The organism is Streptomyces sp. NPDC048504, from assembly GCF_043200035.1.
Taxonomy (GTDB): domain Bacteria; phylum Actinomycetota; class Actinomycetes; order Streptomycetales; family Streptomycetaceae; genus Streptomyces.
On record NZ_JBICXA010000001.1, the window covers coordinates 718,095 to 735,741 of the forward strand.

Here is a 17,647-nt window from a genome sequence, read left to right on the forward strand (position 1 = left end):
GCGGGTGACCGAGCCGCACACCCTCGCCGGTCACCCGCTCCCTGACACGCACCCCACATCCTCCAGAAGCGAACCGGAGCACACCTCATGCGTACCCACCCGGTCACACCCGCCGAGGTCGACTCCTGGCTGACCGTCCTGCACCAGCACGGCCACCTTCACCGTGCCCAGTCCGGCCCCGACACCACCTGGACCGTGCAACGCACCCGGGACAGCCGCCCCTGGACCCTGCACCACCCGGTCCTGGCCATGGACTGGATCGAGGAACTCGTCCGCGAAATCCGGCAGGCGAACCCGGAGACTCACCGGTGACCACCAACGACCCGGTGGCCACCACGGACGGACAACAGCGTGACCCCAACACGGCTCCCAGCGGAGCAAGTTGTCGCCTACGACGGTCCTACGGCCCGTCGTACGCACTTGCCCCCGCCCAGGAGGGCGGGGGGAGTCCGGTGGGTCCCCGAGCGAGGGCGCACGGGGACCCACCAGACGACCGGCACCAGGGGGCACCGGTCACAAGGGGAGAAGCCGACCAGCGCGAGCAGCCGAGCCCGAGCACGCCCGCCTTCCCCGACCGCAAACCGCGCCGCCGCAGCCGCAACCCGAGCGAGCGCACCCGCAAGACGACCACCCGCCTCTCCGACACCGAGAAAGCCGAGATCGTCGCCGCAGCCGCGCAGCGCGGCGTCACCGTCGCCCGATTCCTCGCCGCCGCCGCCCTCGCCACCGCCCGCGGTTCCACCACCCTGCACACCAACGAACAACTCGACACCGCCATCGACGAGTTGGCCGCCCTGCGCACCGCCCTCTCCCGCATCGGCAACAACATCAACCAGATCGCCTACATCCACAACGCCGGCGGCCAGCCCCGCCCCGGCGAACTCGACCACGCCCTCACGGCTTTGACCCGCGTCCTGGCCCGCATCGACGACACGGCCGACGCCCTGGTGAAGAAGCGACTCTGATGGTCCCCAAGATCCGACGCGGCTCACGCACCCACGGCCTGCTCGTCTACCTGTACGGCCCCGGCAAACGCGACGAACACACCGACCCCCACCTGGTGGGGAGTTGGGACGGCTTCGCCCCCGACCCCGGCCGCGACACCAGCCCCGACCCCAAGGTCACCCTCGCCCGCCTCACCGCCGCACTGGACCTGCGCGTCAACCAGCTCGGCGACAAGGCTCCTGCCCAGCACGTCTGGCACTGCTCGGTCCGCACCGACCCCGGCGACCGGACCCTGACCGACGCCGAATGGAACACCATCGCCCGCCGCCTGGTCCACGCCGTCAACCTCGCCCCCGAAGGCGATCCGGACGGCTGCCGCTGGGTCGCCGTACGGCACGCGGACGACCACATCCACATCCTGGCCACCATGGTCCGAGGCGATCTGCGCCGGCCGAGGATGAACTACGACTTCAAGAAGGCCCAGGCCGAATGCCGCCGCATCGAGAAGGAGATGGGCCTGCGCCAGCTCAAGCCCGGCGACGGCACCGGAGCCAAAACCCCCACCAGCGCCGAACGCTTCAAGGCCGAACGCACCGGCCGCACCGAGGCCCCGCGTGAGACGCTCCGCGAAGCCGTCCGCCAAGCCCTTGCCGGGGCCGCAACCGAGGCCGAGTTCTTCACCCGGCTGCACGAGGCAGGCCTGCGCGTGAAGATGCGGAACGCCCCGTCCGGTGACGCCCTCGGCTACAACGTCGCTCTCCCCGGCGACCGCAACCGCGAGGGAAAACCGATCTGGTACCCCGGCTCGAAGCTGGCCCCCGACCTCTCACTCCCCAAGATCCGCCGCCGGCTGGCCGAGGACATCGCTGACCAGACGACGCAGCCGGTGGCGATCAGCGGCCGACCGGGCTGGTCCCCGCCCGCCCGGGAACGACGCAACGCCACCGGGATAGTCGAGCGCGCCACCGTCCTCCTCGACAGCGATGACGACGAAGCAGCCGCTCAACTCGTCGGTGTCGGCGAACTCCTGGACGCGGTGGCCCAGACGTCCCCGGCCGTCACCCGCGCCGAACTGGGCGCCGCCGCCCGCATTTTCGAGCGCGCCACCCGCAGCCACGTCCGAGCGGAGTACGCCGACACCCGGGCCATCCGCTCAGCGGCCCGGGGCATCATCCAGGCTGGCAGTGCTCTCGGCCGGGGTGAGGACGGCGGCACCACCGCCATGCTCGTCTCCACCCTGGTCCTGGTCGCCCTCGCCGCCGCCCGCTGGCACTCCGCACGCGGCCACGCTCAGCAGGCCCACGCCTCCCGACAGACCGCCGACCACCTACGAGCCGCCTACCGCCAGGCTGCGGCCACGCCCATTCAGGTGATGCGCGACCAGGGCCGCGCCCTGCCCGAAGCCGAGCGCCGAACCCACGAGACCACCATCCACGCAACCCTGACGGAACGTGGACTGCGGGCAGACAGCACGTCGACGAAGACCGACGCCCTGGCCGCCACCTTCGCCCAGGCAGAGCAAGCGGGCTACGACCCCAAGACCCTTCTGCAGGAGGCCATCGACCTGCGCGAACTCGACACCGCCGACGACGTGAACGACGTCCTGGTCTGGCGCCTGCGCCGCCTCGCCCAACTCCCTGCTCACCCCGGCGAAGCGACTCGCCGCCCGCAGGCCGATACCGGCCACCCCAAGACCTCCACCAACCGCACCAGCACCCGGAGGACACCCACGCCCACAGCTCGCCCCACCACAACCTTCAACCCACGAGACCGCCCACCGCACCGCTGACCAGAGTGGGACAGGCCGCTGAACAGGCCGCCCGACGCCGCGAAACCCCTGGACAGCCGGTTACACGAACTGTTACGGATGAAAAGAAGGCCCTCGACCGGGAGATGACGCTCGTGCCCAGAACCACCGACCGCACCGCAGAGGCGACCCCCGCGCTCCCCGTCGTCGCCGGCACCGATCCCCTGCTTCAACTCGAATACGAGACGCAGCCGCCCAACGGCCCCGGCGTGACACGCTGTCTCAGCCACCCGCGTGAACTGGCACTCCGGGGGATCCCGGTGATGTGCTCGGCCTGCCGTGCACGGCGCGACTGGCTGCTCATCAACCACGGCCGCAACGTCTGGATCGTCTGCCGGTGCAGCAATCAGTGGCTCGAACCAGAGATCAGCCGCGCTGACTTCGACGCCCTGATCGCCATCCCGGACGGAACGATGTACCCCAGCGTCGAGCAGGGCCTGGCCGCGCTCGGCTTCGACGGGGCCTTCGCCGGCACCTACCTGGACTAGTCGAGCGACGGTGTGCCGAACGCCGAGGGGCGCCACCGACGTATCGGTGGCGCCCCTCGGCGTCGCGCGATGTTCAGCTACGGTTCCCGTTCTTGGGCAGGCTTCCTCGGAAGTCGCAGCCGGGGCACTCATCCTCGCCCTGGATGTGACCCTCATACCAGCCGTGGACGGCGGCGTGCAGGATCGCGTCCTCCACGGAGGCTTCGCCGTTGCGGACTGATGCGAGGGCATTGCCGACGACCACCCGGAGCACTGCATGGTCAGGCGAAGGAAACGGTGGAGAGGGCATAGGTGAGTCGGTCATGCCTTGAGACTAGGGGCGAACCTGGCGGTCATTCAGCGGAATCGGCGGCGTGTGAACGACGGCGATACGAGTCCTGCCCATACGATCGGGGTGACTTACCGCCCGCGCGGGTGAGACGCCGGCGGATCGCCTCACGGTACGGATGCCGTCCCGCTACGAAGATCGTGACCGTTTGTGATCTTCGAGAGGTATCCCTGTCGTGCGCTTCACCCTCGCTGCCCGTACGGCTGCCGCCACGCTGTCCGCGCTCACTGTCCTGCTCTCCCCCGCCACCGCCCACGCCGTCACACCGGAGCGCACGATCGCTCCCGGCGACACCGTGACGCTGCCCGTCCGCGACGCCCTGGCGGCGCTGCCCGTCCAGGACGAGAGCAGGGCCGGCTACGAGCGCAGCAAGTTCCGCCACTGGATCGACGCCGACCGCGACGGCTGCAACACCCGTCAGGAGACCCTCAAGTCCGAGGCGCTCATCGCCCCGCAGCAGGGGCCGAACTGTGCGCTGACCGGCGGCCGGTGGTACTCGCCGTACGACGACAAGTACTTCGATGACGCGCGCGCCCTCGACATCGACCACCTGGTCCCGCTCGCCGAGGCCTGGGACTCCGGCGCCTCCGGCTGGACGGCCCAGGAGCGCCAGGCGTACGCCAACGATCTGGACGACCCGCGCGCCCTGATCGCGGTCTCCGCCGCGTCGAACCGCAGTAAATCCGATCAAGACCCGAGCACTTGGCAGCCGCCCGCCCTCGGCTACCGCTGCCAGTACGTGACCGACTGGGTCGCCGACAAAACCCGGTGGGGTCTGACCGTCGACCCCGCCGAACACGCCGCGCTGTCCGAGGCGTTGAGCAGCTGCCCCGATCAGCCCGTCTCCGTCGTCTTCGCCCGCTGAAACGGGTCCGGCCCGCCGCTCGGGGGAAAGCGGCGGGCCGGAAGGCTGCCACGGTCCCATATCCGCCGCCTCCGGCACACCGAATCCGGCCGAATTCACCTCTGCCGCCTGCCAGTTGCCTGCCCGGCGCCTAAGCCGGGGGCCTGGCACTCGCCACCCCCAAACCTGGTGCGCACACGCACGAACTGCTGCGATCCTCAGTCAGGAACCATTGAGAGACGGGGAACCGCGCGTGATCATTCTGGACACCAGCATCCTTCGCTCCTTCAGCCCGGGGAGCAGCAGCGCCGACCTTCTGCGTGCGATCCGTGCGCTCCACATTCAGGAGGTCGCGGTGCCGTGGATGGTGCTGGAGGAACTCGTGGCCCAGCAGGCTGTCAAGTACCGCGAGAAGTACGAGAAGACCGTTCAGGCCGTGGAGGCTCCCCGCGCGGCAACTCCTTGGCGGTACGAGGTGCCGATCGGGTCGTGCGATCTGGACCGCGTCCGCTCTCACTGGCGTGCCGAGTGGCTCAATGTCGTGGACCAGATCCCGACCAGCGCCGATGCCTTGCGGGAGGGACTCTTCCGTGAGGCGAACAACCTTCCCCCGTGCAGGACGGTGAAGGACCTCAAGATCGGCGCCCGGGACGCGGCGATCTGGCTGTCCGCTGTGGAGTACGCACGTGAAAGACCGGAGGAGACGGTCTACTTCGTCAGCGGTAACACCAACGACTTCGGTTCGGGCGAGTCCTACCCGTTCCCCATGGACGAGGACCTCGCCGGCCTGGACGACCGATTCGTGCACCTCACCAACATGGACGAGGTAGCCACGCACTTCACTGAGCGGGTAGCGACAGACAGGGCCGCGGCCGAAAGCATCCTGGCCTCCGGCGAAGCCGCGAGTTCGGTCGTCTCTGCGACCTACGAAAGCCTCCCACTGCCCATGGACGGGACTTTCCAGGTTACGGTCCCGACCCAGTTCGTTGGCGAGTTCAACGTCATCCCCGCAGAGGGCTGGATGACCACGAGCGCGGCTTTCCGCTCGGCCGAGAACATCCAGACCTACCGCATCGGAAACCACGAGTGGTGCACGGCCGTGGTCCAGTGGCACCTCGGCGGTGTCGTGTTCGGTGGCGGAAGTCCCGTATCGGGAGGCTGCAGCTGGACAACTTCCGTGCTGTTCACGCTGAGCACGACCGAGCCGCGCCTTACCGTCCTTCGGGCCGAGACGCCCCAGCCGCTCACCGTGGAGGAGTTCGAAGCGCTCGGCCTACCGACGACCCAGATGACCTCGGCCGAGGCGAACACTCTGTACCAGCTCTTCGACTCCCACCGATGGGGCCTCCCCCGTGCCTACGAAGGAAGCCTGATCCGGAAGGCACGGAAGAAGCAGCACCCCAACGTCGACCCCGACATCATGTGAACGGAGCCCCAGCCACGTACGGCCGGTGTCGACTTGGGGCACGGCTTGGTCCACGCGGCGAGGAAGCCGCTGATCACCCCAGAGCTGCTGGTCGTCGGCCATCATGTCCTCACCGTTCGTCGGTGATGAGCGTACGCAACCATCGTCTGGGCGTACGGCAAGGCCGCCCCTGCCTGATCGGCGCGGGGCGGCCTTCTGCGGTTCGGTCAGACCTGGGCGATGCGGTTCGAGAGGTCGAGGGCTGCGGTCGCGACCGCGAGGGCGGCGCATAGGCCATGCACCTCGTGAAGGGTCGGGCGGACCAGGCGCGGCCAGTCGTCCGGGGCAGCGGGCCACGAGGCGAGATGCACCTCGCTGGTGGCCAGGCCCAGGTGGGCGGTGACGTCCCAGCCTGCGAGGGCGGCGGGCTCCCAGCGAAGGCGGATGCGGCCGAGGGGGAGCCTTGGCGTATCGAGGGTGAGCCAGATGACGTCGAGTGGCCCGTCGGGCTGCGCGGAGACGCTCTGGACCAGCGCGCCGCGCATGGCGGTCGGCATGGGACGTACGGCCAGGCCGTGCAGTGGAAGGACGTGCGAAGGGCGGGGTCGTGACGAGATAGGAGCCTCCAGGTCTTCTCGGTGGAGCGGGTCAGGCCCAGGCGAGGGCGTTGCTGACCGCGGTCGGGAGGTAGTCCTCCTGGCCGTCGTCGGCGATGAACGCCTTGCCGTCCCGGACGATGACCTCCGCCCCGAGGTAGTGGGTGAAGGGGAAGTCCGGGTTGATGGCAAGACGGATCGGCAGGCTGGGGTCAAGATCCTGGAGCTGGCGGAGCAGGTGGCCGACGGTCAGATAGTGGGGCACGAGATCCTTCGAGAGCGGTGCGGAAATGACGTTGCTGGGTTGATGCGTGAGCGTCAGGACACGTCGAGACGCAGCAGGTCGCGAAGGACCTTCGGCCCCTGGGCGTGGCTGGCGAGGTGCCGCTTCCGGCTCTCGTTGACGTAGCCCTTGCCGGACTCCTTCATGTCCCAGCCGCCGCAGGAACAGATGGCCTGCGTGTACGCGCGGCCAGGACAGTCGGGGTGGAGCGGCTTGCCGGAGCTGGTGTGTTTGTGGTCCGCCGGGCAGAGAGTGCCGTCGGCGTGGTGGTTGGTGAGCGGGGCGCGGTGTGCCACGGTGCTCCTCCGAGTCGGGAATCAGGTAGCGCGATCAGCGGGTGGGCGCGGCGATGAGCGCGGCGAGGAACCCGGCAACGGCTTCGGAGGGGGTGTAGATGCCGAACTCCTGTACCCACGGGTCGCCTTCGGTGGCCTGTACTCAGACCTGCCAGACGGTGCCGCGCTGCCATGCGGCGGGGTCCTCGGGGAGCCAGCTGATGTAGACGTGGCCGTTCGGGCTCGTCGCCTGGGCGTTGGCCTCCGGGGTGTCGACGATCGCCAAGTCGAGGGCGTTGAGGAGGTCGAGGACCGGGTCCGCGCAGTGGTCGGAGGCGAGCCAGTCGCGGTCCTCCACGGGCGGGTGGACGGCGGCGGGCAGGAGGGTTGTGGAGGCGTTCACGGCTGCGTGATCCCTTCGGTGACCTGCGGTTTTTCCAGCACCCGTACGTTGGCATGCGGTGTGCCGAAGTACGTAGTCGTTTCCCGGGGAGCAGTGTCTGCCGTGGGCGAACTGGCGGGCGTCGGCAGCGAGAACGTGGCTCCGGGAATGGATCGGTGGACGCGGTTGTCGTACCGGGGTCGCGGTGACGAGCCGCATGGGACCGGAGGGGGAACGCGGATGACGGAGTCGAGCAGACACTGGGATGGCGCAGGGCTGGAGCGCAAGATCCGTGCCGCCGGGCGGCCGTGGACGGTGGGCGACATCGTGATGGTCGCCGACGGCCAGTGGGCTGTCGGAGCGCAGCCCGACAGACGGCGGGTCGAGGGTGCGGTGGTGGAGGACCGGATCGCTGACGGGCGGCACGTCGAGTTGACGTTGGAGGAGTTGGCGCGTGCGGTGGGCTCCCGTCTCCGGAATGCCCACCGTGACGCGGACGGCGCCTGACCGGTCAGCGGTGCGGCCCTGGTCCGGCCACCGACGGGCCGACACTTGTCGACGGAGCGGGTTGATCGGGTGACTGGCCCAGAGCACGTGGAACCCGCGCGGAGCGGGCGACGGCGGCCTGGGTCAGTCGGACTGCTGGGGCTTGGTCGGGGGTCGCGGTGGCTTCACGTGCTTCGATCACGTACCTGATGGCCTGCAGAGAAGTCCGGCTCTCCGCTTGAGCGACGTGAAGGTCTGCCGCCGAGTTGGTGATCCGGTCCAACTCGTAGAAGGCCGGCACGTGGCCAGACCGGGTGAGGGCGTGCAGGCGGTCCTGGTGCACGGCCACGGCGTTGTCGGTGACGATCAGGGCCGAGCGGATGTGCATGACCGAGCGCAAGAGAGGGTCTTCGCTGGGGTTGCGGACCGCGATGGACTCCAGAGCTTCGATCGGGCGGCCCCAGGCTTTCTCGATCATGGCCGTGGCCTGATCGAGCGCGGTGGCGTCAGGCATGGTGAACTCCCGGCATTCGCAATGGTGTTTCGGGCGGAGGGGTTGTCGCAGAGGGACCGAAGCCGATGGTCAGCGGCGATGGCGTGAGGGCGTCGGGGTGGTCGGCGGCTTGAATCCGAGAGCGGGTGCGGGACTGCTCGACCGGTTCTGCGCCGAGCCCCCCGTACGACTGCGCGCAGCCATGATCCGCAGGTCGGCGGCTGTCCGAGGAAAACGTGCGGCGTGGTGGACTGCCTGCGTGACCGCGGTGCGGCGTACGTCAAGAGGGGTGGGAGCCCGAGGAACCTGGGGGACGGGCGGGCTGACGGGGGTGAGCGAGACCAAGTGCTCAACCTCGCGATGGATCATGTGCCGCTCGCGTACCGCCGGGGCTGGGTCGGCCATGGTCGCTGCCGTTGCGGCGATCAAATGGGAGGGGGTATGTACGGAGAAGACGGCCTCCGCGCGAGTGAGCCACCCTGGTGGCCCCGCCCAGAGCGTTATGGCTTCGGCGTCCGGACGGGAGCGGCGGTTGTCGATGAGGACGCCTGCCTGACCGTCCGGGGCGATGATCTCGACGGTGCCCAGCTCGGCGCCGCCGTCGCGGGTCCAGCCAGCATCGGTCAGCGGCCGAACGGCGTCGGCCCAGCGATACGACGGCCCGGCCAGGAAGCGTCCGTTGCCCTCGTAGGCATCCGCCTCGGCGTAGTCGTGGGCGAGAGCGGTGGTGAGGCCGGCGACGATCTCGGCCGGGGTGACATGGTTGAAGGCCGCGGACCATAGGGGGGCGGATACGGCCTCCTGTGCTGCGGTATCTTTCACAGCTCGAAGTCGTCACCGAACCAGCCGATACGGATCCGCTGATCGGGCGAGGTGACAAGAAGCTGGCAGGGGCCCTCGTCGAGGTAGTGGTGGGGCCAGTGAGCGACGGGGGCGAAGCCAGCTGCTCCGGTCCCGTTGGAACCGGTCAGGTACATGGGGCTGACCAGTACGTCTTCGAAGTGGTGCTGTTCGTAGGGCAGTTGGGCGCTCGTCGTCGGGACTCCGGGGCGTGGGAGGGCAACGCGCCCGCATACGCAGGGGATTGGCCTGCCGGACTGCACGCGGGCGCCGTGGCAACGGGGAGGCGTCGTCGATTCTCAGCGCCACGCGGATCACCGGCCCCGAGAAGGCGTCGACTGGGTGGTGACGGCTGTAGACACCCGCGGTTGCGGCTGCGGAGCGTGGCTGAACAGGGCGCTCGGCGCGGCGGCGCTCCGGCGCAGGGCCGCCGCAGCTCGAATGGTGTCCGACCCCAGCGGGACGCTGGCGTGGGTCCGGGTGGCCGCCGCAACAGGGGGCGGCGGTGCCGGGCGATGCCGCGTGGCGAAGGGGGCGCTCCAGTGCTCGACGGCTGCGTAGACGGGGCCCAGCGCCCGCCCGGCGTCGGTCAGGACGTACGGGTCGCCGTGGCGGGGCCCGGTACGGGCGACCAGTCCGTCGGCCTGAAGCCGGTTGAGCCGCTGCCTGATCCAGCCGTTGTCCCGGTCGGCTTCCTCGGCGATGTGGACGAACCGCATGGGGCCGCCCGCGTCGAGGACCTGGATCACGGCGGTCGAATCCCGCAGGTGCAGACGCCGCACAGCGTCCTCAACGCGTTCGGCACCGGCTACCCGGCCGCCGAGCGAGAGGTTGGCGTGGGACCAGTCGGAAAGGGTGTGGTGCACCCGGGACAGCGATTCACCGAAGGCGCTGAGCTGATACGGAGCCCCGTGACGGTCGCTGACTCGGGTGACCAGTCCATCAACGTGCATCTGGGCCAGCCGCTTGCCGACGAGTTGCTCGCTGACGAAGGGAAGCCTGGCGGCGACGTCGCGTACACGCATGGGGCTGTCCTGCTGCGCCAGGGTCTGCGCCGACCAGGTGGTCCACTTCGGTGCTATCAGGGAAAGCGCGTCCTCGACATGCTGGGCATCGACCGAGCCGATCGAGGCAGTGAAGGACGGAGAGGTGGCGGACATGGGGCGAACTCCATTAAGGCAAAGGGGGTTTGTGGATCTGTGGCGCGATCGAGCGGTCAGCGGAAGGTGCTCTCGGCGCGGAGGCTCTGGAGCACGACGCCGAGGCGGCGGTTGCTGACGGGGACGCCGCGTTCGCGCAGGCCCCGGCGCAGGGCATCGCGGTTGAGGCGGTGCAGGCCGGCAGCGACCTCGCGGGCGATGTCCAGCAGGTCCTGATCGTCAGGAGCCGGGGCGACTCGATGGGCGGACGGCCGCCGAGCGGAACCCCGGTCCAGGAGGAGGCGGACATCCAGCAGGTCCCAGACCGCTTCCGCCTCGCTCTGTTCCTGGCGTTCGAGGTCGACGACTTCGGTCGCGTACAGCAGAACGAGATCGTCGAGGGCGGGCTCGCCGGAGCGGTGGCCCCTCCAGGCCGATTCGAGGTTGCGGCGGGCTGACTGGGCATAGGCGGCGGTCTGAGTGAGTCCGTCGAGCCGTCGCAGCAGGATGGGCAGGACAGGGTCGTCGGAACGGTCGGAGGCGTTGCCGCGCTGCAGCTTCTCCAGGGGGCGGCCGTACCGGTGCTCGACCAGGCGGCGGGTGTAGATCGCGGTGGACATGGAGGGTGTCCTTTCGGCGGGTATCAGTGGGAACGGAGCGACTTGGCGGTCGGGTTTGTCCCTGGTGCGGGGGACGGGCCGACCTCGGGGCCGGAGATCGCTGCAGCGCCGCTGCGGCTGAGGGCGACGGCTACACGCGGCGTGGCTGTACGGGCATCTCGGAGGGCCGCCTCGCCCTGTGGTGTGAGCGAGAGGAGCTGTCCAGGCCGGTACAACCCCTCGCTGGTGTCCCGGACCAGTAGCCCGTCGGTGACCAGCCGCTGGATGGTTTCGGGCCAGACCCCCGGGTGAGGGCGCTGGCCCTGTCCATCGGAGAGGTAGATGTGGCCGTAGACCCCGCTCTGGTGGAATCGCAGTCCGCCGGCCTCGACGGCTTCCAGGGCCCTGAGTTGGAGAGCAGCGGACACGGCCGAGTCGTCGTCGCGGCCGGAGACTCGCCCCTTGTGCAGATCGTGGGCCTCCGCGTCCGCGCGCGGAGAAGCGTCCGGCTCGGGGAGGAGACCGCGGTACGCGGAGATCGACTGGACGAGCCGCTGGTAGGCCGTGTTCTGGTCCGAGACGAGTCGGCCGATTTGCTGGGCCGCGGACCGCAGTGGTGCGTACGAGCTGGGTGAACCGTTGAATTCGCCTCGTCCGACTGGTGCGAGCACTTCAAGAGCGGCCTGAGTTGCGCGAGTCACCCGGCCGTGCAGTTCGTCGAGTTCGTGGGCGGCCCCGATGACGAGCGTTGAGGCGCGGTACAGCGGATCACCCGGCCGGTAGGCGATGTTCAGGGTCCAGGGGTTCTCGACGCCGAGCATTTCGGCAACGAGGTGGGCGCCCGGCCGCTCGGTCGCGTCATGGGGGTTCACTCGGCGGCCTCCATCCGGGCGAGGAGCGAACGGACCAGGGTGGGCAGGCTGTCGGGGCCGTCGCCGGTCCAGACGTGGTCCGTTGCCTCGCTGAGGATGTACGCCGCGTCTTCGAGGAGGCCGCTGGAGATCTCCATGCAGGCGTCGGTGATCCGGGAGGCGGCGAGCAGGGACTCGGAGAGCACCTGGACGTAGTCGACCGGCGCGAGGCCGGCGGCCTCCGCCGCAGTGCGGATCGCCGCCAACTCCAGTGCGCTGAAGCCGAAGTCGAACTCGCCGTTCTGATCAACGCTGGCCCGTGAGACGAAGGCAGGATCCGGCGGCTCCGCGGGGATGCCGACGCGCGTACAGATACGGTCGACCGAGGCGGTCAGCTCGGCGAGGGACTCGGTGAGCCATCCCAAGGCCGAGGCGTAGGAGGCCAGGGTGAACAGACCCGCTGGCGTGGTGGGGAGAGGATCGTCGGCCACGAAGCCTTCGAAGCGGTCGCTCAGCTCGCAGACGACCTGGGGCCCGGCGGACAGTGCACCGAGCACGGGGTGCAGGTAGGAACGACTGGCGGCCGTCGGGTACTCGGCAGTGAGGATGCCGGAGACGCAGTGCGCAACCTCGGTGAGGAGGTCAGCCAGTTCGGTACGGGCCAGGGGCGTGCGGTCCGCGGTCATCGCTGGGGAGCCTTTCGAGGAGCGGCAGCAGCGGGTTGGAATGCTGCGGGAGGAGCTGCCCGTACCGCAGCCGGCTGGTCGACCGTGCGGGGCGAGCGGGACCGGGCGGCCTGCACACGCGCCTCGGAGGCAGACGCCGTCTCGGGGGCCTGGTGGGGGCCGGTGCGCAGGTGCGCCGCGCGGTAGACCGCGTAGTCGTTCCGGCTACCGGCGGCGACGAGATAGACCTCACGCTTGTGGTGCGAGGTCGGCGGAGCCGGGCGGAACTGGATGACCATCCGGTAGGAGACGGACGGGTCGACGTACACCTTGTGGAAGCCCGCGAGGCGCCCCTTCAACGGCAGGCAGTCATCGCTGCCGTGGACCAGGTGCTGAAGCTCCAGCAGGGCCAAATCACGTATATCGTCCGGCAGTTGTCGCAGATCCGCGATGGCGTCCGGGTGTGCGGCGAAGGCGAAGCGGGCGCGGCTCACAGCAGCCTCCCCTGGACCGGACGCTGTGCTGGCCCCGTCGGTGGCGTGCGGAAAGTGTCGAGCCCCGCCCTCGGCATCGCGGAGGAACCTGCCGACCGGGCGAGGGCGGTACGGGCGACACGGGCCCGGACGACGGCACCGTCGTGATCGCTGTACTCCGGCGGCTCCGGGAGCGGACCGCTGCGGTCGTCCAGCCAGGAGCGGGCGGCACCCTCATCGGCGAAGGCGCCCTCGCGCATCGTGTACGTGCCGGCGTCGTGGTCCAACTCTTCATGGAAGACACGAACCGGTGCCTGACCGGCACTGGAGTCGCGGGCCAGGGTCCACGTTTCGCACGGGTCGGAGTCCGAGGTGTGGGTGTCGAGGACCTCGTAGCGAGTGCCCGACGTCCGGATCTGCTGTTCGACCTGGAGCGTGAGGTCGTCGGCAGGCTTCGCGTGATTATTGCCGAGCAAGGCGATCCGCTCGGGCGGGCAGCCGCGTTCGGCCAGCCAGTTCTGGGCGAAGGGCACCGAGGCGTGGTAACTCGTTTCCAACGTGAACGTGAACTGGCTGAGATCCCGTGCCACCGCGATCGCAACCACTTCCGGCGCGCCCGGTATCCCCCACGTGGCCGACCGGTCGTGGGCTACCACGAAGCTGTGCGAGCCGTTGGGGGCGGAGTGATGATGGGACAGGGCCGTCAGGTCGCCGGACCAGAACATGTCCACCGCATCCTCGGAGGCGGCATCGGCAGGTGTGAGTTCGTCGAGGTCGAAATCGAAGTCGAAGTCGTCGTTCACGCTGCCAACCCCAGGTGCTCGGGCGCGGGGGTGGCCAGCAGGCGATGGTTGGGCCGGGTCGCGCTCGTCGTACACGCGGCGAAGGGGCCATCGGGAGCGCGGAGGTGAACCAGCGCCTGGTCCAGGTGGTCGCGGTGCCAGGTCGAAGGACCGGACAGGCCGGCCTCGGCGTCGGTGAGCTGCTGCCACGCGAGCCAGAGAGCGTGGAGACGGGCGACTGCCTCGGGGTGTTCGTGCCACTGCTCGCACCACGGGCGGCTGGTGCTGATCTCCCGGCCGTACACCGGGAGGAACAGGTAGTTCACCCAGTCGCTGAGCGCGGCGATCTCGATCGCGTACGCCTCACCGCCCAGGGCGAGGACGAACACCGAAGCGGGGCCGTCCTCCTGCGCGGAGTCGGCCGGGGCGACCGGAACGCCGCCAGGCGACGGAAGCTCGGCGGAGGCGGGAGCGGGCTCGGAGCCCAGGCGGTCGAGGATGACGCCGTGCTGCCTGACCTCGGCCATCGTCCTGGCGAGGGTGCTGGCGAGGTCGTCGAGATCCCCGTCGGGGACGCGGAACGGCTCCGGGGCGGGGGTGGTCGTGCTGGTGTCGGACATGGGGGCGTGCTCCATCTGTGAGACGGCGACATGCCGAAGAGGATCCGGAGGAACCGCGATTTGGCCCGGCCGGGAAAACCCGGTAGTGGGGCGCTACGCCGTCGCGCAGCGAGGGCAGCGCGGGAAGGGCGGAGCCAGCAACTGCACTGCTCGGGACGCCTGTTGAGGCACGACACCGTTGCCCAGTGCGGTGAGTTGAGCCGGTCGTCCGAGCCCCGGGGTGGCGGTGACCCAGCCGGGCTCCAGGCCTTGCATCCACTCCACGAAGTCGGCGCGCAGGCGTCCGGCGGCGTCGGTGGGCGACGGCGCGGGACGGGTGAGCGTCTCCCATCGGGCGATGGCGGCGGCGTATGCCCCCCATCGCCGGTCGGCTCCCTGGATTCCGGAGCCGATTCCGTCCAGAGAGGCAGGGCCTTTGCCGACAGAGGTGGGCGCCGTCCCTTGCCCGCTCGGCGTCCCGGCGTGCCCGTGTCGCTGGCCCTCTGGGTGGGCCGCAGCGACGCTGCCGCGCTCGGCAGGGTCATGTCCCCATTGCCGTGGCGCTGGTTGGGCGAGCCCTTGATTCCGTCCGACGCCTTCGGAGTAGGCAGGAGCCACTCCACCTCGTCGGCCAGGTTCGGGCCGTGGCCCCCGCTCTTCCTCTTGGACGGGTGTTGCGAGCCGCCGTTCTTCCCGATGTTGCTCGTCGGCGTCTTGAACAGGGTGTTCGGCGGGCCAGGCGGCGAGGAAGGTGCGCTCGCGCCGGTGCGGGGCTCCGATGTCGGAGGCGCGAAGCACGAGCCAGTTCGCGTCGTACCGGAGGTCGGCCAGGGAGCCGAGTACGGCACCAAGTGCCCGCAGAGGAGGCTGGGTTGGGTCGTCTCCCAGACACCACGGGCAGAATTCCACGTCGCCAGGGGAACCGGCGGGCGACGTGAGGAGTCCGCGCACATTCTCGATTACCACCAGGCAAGGTCGGAGGGCTTCGACCGCACGGGCGACATGCAGCCACAGCCCCGAGCGGGTGTGGGCGTTGAGTCCGGCCCGACGGCCGGCGACCGAGACGTCTTTGACAGGGGAAGCCCGCCGTCAGGACGCACACCCGGGGGACGGTGGACCAGTCGACGGTCGTGATGTCGCCCAGGTTCGGGACGTCGGGCCAGTGGCGGGCCAGGATGCGCGAGGCGTTCGGATCGACTTCCGAGTGCCAGGCCAGAGTGCCGCCGAGCGCGGACTGGACGCCCAGGTCCAGCCCGCCGTACCCGGAACAGAGCGAGCCGATCAACGGCGGGCGCGCGATGGTGGGTTGCATGTCATCGACCCCGAGCGGTCCGGTCCGCAGGAGCTGCGGCTGACGGGGGAGGAGTGGGAGGCGAAACGGGAGTTGGAGCTTTGGTCGTGGACCGGCTTCGGGCGGCCTGGAGCCGCACATTCGGAGCCGAAATCGTCGCCGATGCGGAGTGAAGGGAGTCGGCGGCTTCCCGCAGGGCGGTGTCGGCTGCGTCGACCGCGTCGCTGAGTACACGTGTGGCCGCTTCTCGCGCGTCCCGGGCATCAGGCTGGTCGCGGAGGTGCTCGGTCTGGTCCAGGAAGGAGAGTTGGTGGGCAACCGATCCGAGAGCGGATGCCGCCCGGCCCGCAGGTTCCAGGGCGGCGGCGAAGCCGACGATGGCCCGCACCGTGTGCGGTTCCTGGCCTTGGTCGGTGGTGCGGAAGAGGACTTCGTCACCCAAGTCCGTTATCAGGGCGCCGAGTTCGGAGATCTGCTGGGCGACGGCGACTGGGTCAGGCGAGCGCCAGGGGTCTCCGGGTACGGGGAGCTTGCCGCGCTGGGCGTCAAAGGCCGAGGCCATGGCGCGCAGGGCCAGGGTTTCGGAGACAGGGGTGCTGGTCACAGTGAATTCCAATGGAGAGGGCGAGCGCGGAACGGGAAGCGGGCTGAGTTCAGCCGTGGCCACGAGAAGGAGGTCGCGCGGAGGCCGGGGTGGGTACCGAACCGCCACGTGACGAAGCCGGTGGTCCGGGGAGGGACGTGCTGCGGATGAGGGCCGCGTGCACCTGTGCCGGTGAAGGCGCTGGTGCCGCCCGTGTCGTCGCGGAGCGGCCGTTCGCGGTCTGCCAGCGGATACGCACGTCGTCGAGCGGGCCCAGTGCGTGCAGGGCGTGATTGATGAGCTGCCCGGGTGCCAGTGCCTCGTTCTCCGCCAAAGACCGCACGGCGCGCGCGGAGGCGCCTGCGGTGCGGGTGATCGAGGAGCGTATGACCCGTTCGCCGAGCCACTCGGCGCTGCCGGCACCCACGCCGTCGCAGATGGCGGTGAGGTGATCGTCGGTCAGCGTGCCGTCGGCCAGGAGCCCACGTCGCTGGGCCTCCCAGAGCAGGGTGATCCGGTCGATGGGCTCGCCCCGGTGGTGCAGCGCGCCGAGGCAGCGGTAGAGCTGCTGGTGGGCCGGGTCGGCGAAGTCGTCCGGCCGCAGCCAGCCCACCACCTCGTCCACCGCACCGGGACGCTCGGCCAGGACGGCCAGAAGGAACTGCTCGTCCTCGGCGGCCCGGCTGGCGCGAACCGAGGATGGGGCGAGCGGTGCAGTGACCGGCACAGGGACGGGTGCGACGGGCCGTGGCTCGGTGCCCCAGCGCCGTGCAAGATCGCCGAGTACCTCGGTCAGGACGTCCGCGTGGTGCAGGGCGCCCTCGACCTCTCCCAGCAGGGCGTCGGCGCGAGCTGCTTGGTGCAGGCGGATGGCGTGTTCGGTGACGCTGCGGTGGATCGCGCCCTCCAGGACCATCCGGCCGTAGACGGGGGCGTGTTCGGAGCGCGGGCAGGCGGAGATCAGAGTGTGGGGGTAGGCGGCGGTCAGTCCGCGGACGTGGCGGCCGGCCTCGTCGACCGCGTCGGTCACCCACGACAGCGACGGTGCGGACCTCTCGCCCGCCACCGCCGGGTGGCCGACCTTTCGGAGGGTACGCAGAGCGGCGAACAGGGCCCGGTGAACAGGCCGTTGGAAATGATCCGGGGCGAGCCAGTCGAGACGGTCGAGCTGGCCGGGCTCGATCAGTACCGAGCCGAGGACCGCCTGCTCGGCCTTCAGTAGCGGGTTCACCGCTCCTGCCCGAAGCGGGGAGTTGGAGGGTCGTCCCGCTGACAGCGGAGATCGGCGATGGCCTGGTCGGCGGCGGCCATCGCCACGGCGAAGCGGTCCAACTCGTCGGCCAATACCGGATCGGCGGCCAGCACTGAGCCGGAACCGGTAGCCAGCCACCACCGACCGTAACGCCGGACAGCCGGTGACTGGGCAAGGCATTCGGAGCGCGGCGGAGGGGAGAACGGGGGGAGTGAGGACACGAGGGAACTCCTGAACAGGA

The 17,647-nt window shown here is 69.9% G+C and carries 23 protein-coding genes and 3 pseudogenes; 7 read left to right on the top strand and 19 right to left on the bottom strand.

The genetic code is table 11. From position 1 onward, the window contains the following. Nucleotides 1-87 precede the first annotated feature (87 nt). The 6 genes from ACGFY9_RS03335 (at nt 88) to ACGFY9_RS03360 (ending at nt 5,838) form a co-directional block, all read left to right on the top strand. Entirely contained in the window at nt 88-312 is a 225-nt protein-coding gene (locus ACGFY9_RS03335; protein ID WP_393751434.1) for a hypothetical protein, read from the top strand. Next, nucleotides 309-965 carry a plasmid mobilization protein gene (locus tag ACGFY9_RS03340; RefSeq protein ID WP_393751436.1) on the top strand — a complete coding sequence of 219 codons (657 nt, stop codon included), beginning with the start codon at nt 309-311 and terminating at the stop codon, nt 963-965. The genes ACGFY9_RS03335 and ACGFY9_RS03340 overlap by 4 nt, the downstream gene beginning before the upstream one ends. Continuing rightward, complete coding sequence (locus ACGFY9_RS03345) at nt 965-2,734, top strand: relaxase/mobilization nuclease domain-containing protein (RefSeq protein WP_393751438.1); 1,770 nt, start codon at nt 965-967, stop codon at nt 2,732-2,734. Before ACGFY9_RS03340 ends, ACGFY9_RS03345 begins: the two co-directional genes overlap by 1 nt. A gap of 104 nt (nt 2,735-2,838) precedes the next feature. Beyond that, nucleotides 2,839-3,240, top strand: a complete 402-nt coding sequence (locus ACGFY9_RS03350) for a hypothetical protein (RefSeq protein WP_393751440.1) — start codon at nt 2,839-2,841, stop codon at nt 3,238-3,240. Nucleotides 3,241-3,743: 503 nt separating this feature from the next. Further along, complete coding sequence (locus tag ACGFY9_RS03355; protein WP_393751442.1) at nt 3,744-4,433, top strand: HNH endonuclease family protein; 690 nt, start codon at nt 3,744-3,746, stop codon at nt 4,431-4,433. 232 nt (nt 4,434-4,665) lie between these two features. Beyond that, entirely contained in the window at nt 4,666-5,838 is a 1,173-nt protein-coding gene (locus ACGFY9_RS03360) for a PIN domain-containing protein (RefSeq protein ID WP_393751444.1), read from the top strand. Nucleotides 5,839-6,044: 206 nt separating this feature from the next. Here ACGFY9_RS03360 and ACGFY9_RS03365 read toward each other — a convergent pair whose 3' ends face one another. The 5 genes and pseudogenes from ACGFY9_RS03365 to ACGFY9_RS03385 form a co-directional block, all read right to left on the bottom strand. Then, nucleotides 6,045-6,374: an esterase gene (locus ACGFY9_RS03365; protein WP_393751445.1), complete on the bottom strand. Its 330-nt coding sequence runs from the start codon at nt 6,372-6,374 to the stop codon at nt 6,045-6,047. Between the two features lie 91 nt (nt 6,375-6,465). Next, nucleotides 6,466-6,678 carry a hypothetical protein gene (locus ACGFY9_RS03370; RefSeq protein WP_393751447.1) on the bottom strand — a complete coding sequence of 71 codons (213 nt, stop codon included), beginning with the start codon at nt 6,676-6,678 and terminating at the stop codon, nt 6,466-6,468. 53 nt (nt 6,679-6,731) lie between these two features. Further along, a complete protein-coding gene (locus tag ACGFY9_RS03375; RefSeq protein ID WP_393751448.1) occupies nt 6,732-6,992 on the bottom strand; it encodes a hypothetical protein in 261 nt (86 codons plus the stop codon). A gap of 34 nt (nt 6,993-7,026) precedes the next feature. After that, nucleotides 7,027-7,110, bottom strand: a pseudogene (locus ACGFY9_RS03380) (DUF317 domain-containing protein); the annotation flags it as partial. A gap of 24 nt (nt 7,111-7,134) precedes the next feature. Next, nucleotides 7,135-7,374: a hypothetical protein gene (locus ACGFY9_RS03385; protein WP_393751450.1), complete on the bottom strand. Its 240-nt coding sequence runs from the start codon at nt 7,372-7,374 to the stop codon at nt 7,135-7,137. Between the two features lie 219 nt (nt 7,375-7,593). Here ACGFY9_RS03385 and ACGFY9_RS03390 point away from each other — a divergent pair, with 219 nt between their 5' ends. Next, nucleotides 7,594-7,860, top strand: coding sequence for a hypothetical protein (locus ACGFY9_RS03390; RefSeq protein ID WP_393751452.1), 267 nt, complete (start codon nt 7,594-7,596; stop codon nt 7,858-7,860). Between the two features lie 4 nt (nt 7,861-7,864). Here the strand turns inward: ACGFY9_RS03390 and ACGFY9_RS03395 are convergent, their stop codons facing one another. The 14 genes and pseudogenes from ACGFY9_RS03395 to ACGFY9_RS03460 form a co-directional block, all read right to left on the bottom strand. Further along, nucleotides 7,865-8,353 carry a hypothetical protein gene (locus tag ACGFY9_RS03395; RefSeq protein ID WP_393751454.1) on the bottom strand — a complete coding sequence of 163 codons (489 nt, stop codon included), beginning with the start codon at nt 8,351-8,353 and terminating at the stop codon, nt 7,865-7,867. A 69-nt stretch (nt 8,354-8,422) separates the two neighbouring features. After that, nucleotides 8,423-9,309, bottom strand: a pseudogene (locus ACGFY9_RS03400) (DUF317 domain-containing protein). 177 nt (nt 9,310-9,486) lie between these two features. Further along, nucleotides 9,487-10,332: a winged helix-turn-helix transcriptional regulator gene (locus ACGFY9_RS03405; protein ID WP_393751456.1), complete on the bottom strand. Its 846-nt coding sequence runs from the start codon at nt 10,330-10,332 to the stop codon at nt 9,487-9,489. A gap of 56 nt (nt 10,333-10,388) precedes the next feature. Continuing rightward, entirely contained in the window at nt 10,389-10,931 is a 543-nt protein-coding gene (locus ACGFY9_RS03410; protein ID WP_393751458.1) for a hypothetical protein, read from the bottom strand. A 23-nt stretch (nt 10,932-10,954) separates the two neighbouring features. Then, the gene (locus ACGFY9_RS03415) at nt 10,955-11,782 is read right to left on the bottom strand and encodes a large ATP-binding protein (RefSeq protein WP_393751460.1); all 828 of its coding nucleotides are present in this window, start codon (nt 11,780-11,782) and stop codon (nt 10,955-10,957) included. Further along, nucleotides 11,779-12,447: a hypothetical protein gene (locus ACGFY9_RS03420; RefSeq protein ID WP_393751462.1), complete on the bottom strand. Its 669-nt coding sequence runs from the start codon at nt 12,445-12,447 to the stop codon at nt 11,779-11,781. Before ACGFY9_RS03420 ends, ACGFY9_RS03415 begins: the two co-directional genes overlap by 4 nt. Continuing rightward, nucleotides 12,444-12,920, bottom strand: coding sequence for a hypothetical protein (locus ACGFY9_RS03425; protein ID WP_393751464.1), 477 nt, complete (start codon nt 12,918-12,920; stop codon nt 12,444-12,446). Before ACGFY9_RS03425 ends, ACGFY9_RS03420 begins: the two co-directional genes overlap by 4 nt. Further along, the gene (locus ACGFY9_RS03430; protein ID WP_393751465.1) at nt 12,917-13,702 is read right to left on the bottom strand and encodes a glycosyl hydrolase; all 786 of its coding nucleotides are present in this window, start codon (nt 13,700-13,702) and stop codon (nt 12,917-12,919) included. The genes ACGFY9_RS03425 and ACGFY9_RS03430 overlap by 4 nt, the downstream gene beginning before the upstream one ends. Continuing rightward, entirely contained in the window at nt 13,699-14,301 is a 603-nt protein-coding gene (locus ACGFY9_RS03435) for a DUF4913 domain-containing protein (protein ID WP_393751467.1), read from the bottom strand. The genes ACGFY9_RS03430 and ACGFY9_RS03435 overlap by 4 nt, the downstream gene beginning before the upstream one ends. A 93-nt stretch (nt 14,302-14,394) precedes the next feature. Further along, complete coding sequence (locus ACGFY9_RS03440; RefSeq protein WP_393751778.1) at nt 14,395-15,294, bottom strand: DNA cytosine methyltransferase; 900 nt, start codon at nt 15,292-15,294, stop codon at nt 14,395-14,397. 115 nt (nt 15,295-15,409) lie between these two features. After that, nucleotides 15,410-15,712, bottom strand: a pseudogene (locus ACGFY9_RS03445) (hypothetical protein); the annotation flags it as partial. Continuing rightward, the gene (locus tag ACGFY9_RS03450) at nt 15,594-16,175 is read right to left on the bottom strand and encodes a hypothetical protein (RefSeq protein ID WP_393751469.1); all 582 of its coding nucleotides are present in this window, start codon (nt 16,173-16,175) and stop codon (nt 15,594-15,596) included. The pseudogene ACGFY9_RS03445 and the gene ACGFY9_RS03450, both read right to left, overlap by 119 nt. A 49-nt stretch (nt 16,176-16,224) precedes the next feature. Next, complete coding sequence (locus tag ACGFY9_RS03455) at nt 16,225-17,385, bottom strand: DnaB-like helicase N-terminal domain-containing protein (protein WP_393751471.1); 1,161 nt, start codon at nt 17,383-17,385, stop codon at nt 16,225-16,227. Further along, nucleotides 17,382-17,627 carry a hypothetical protein gene (locus ACGFY9_RS03460; protein ID WP_393751473.1) on the bottom strand — a complete coding sequence of 82 codons (246 nt, stop codon included), beginning with the start codon at nt 17,625-17,627 and terminating at the stop codon, nt 17,382-17,384. The genes ACGFY9_RS03455 and ACGFY9_RS03460 overlap by 4 nt, the downstream gene beginning before the upstream one ends. Nucleotides 17,628-17,647 lie beyond the last annotated feature (20 nt).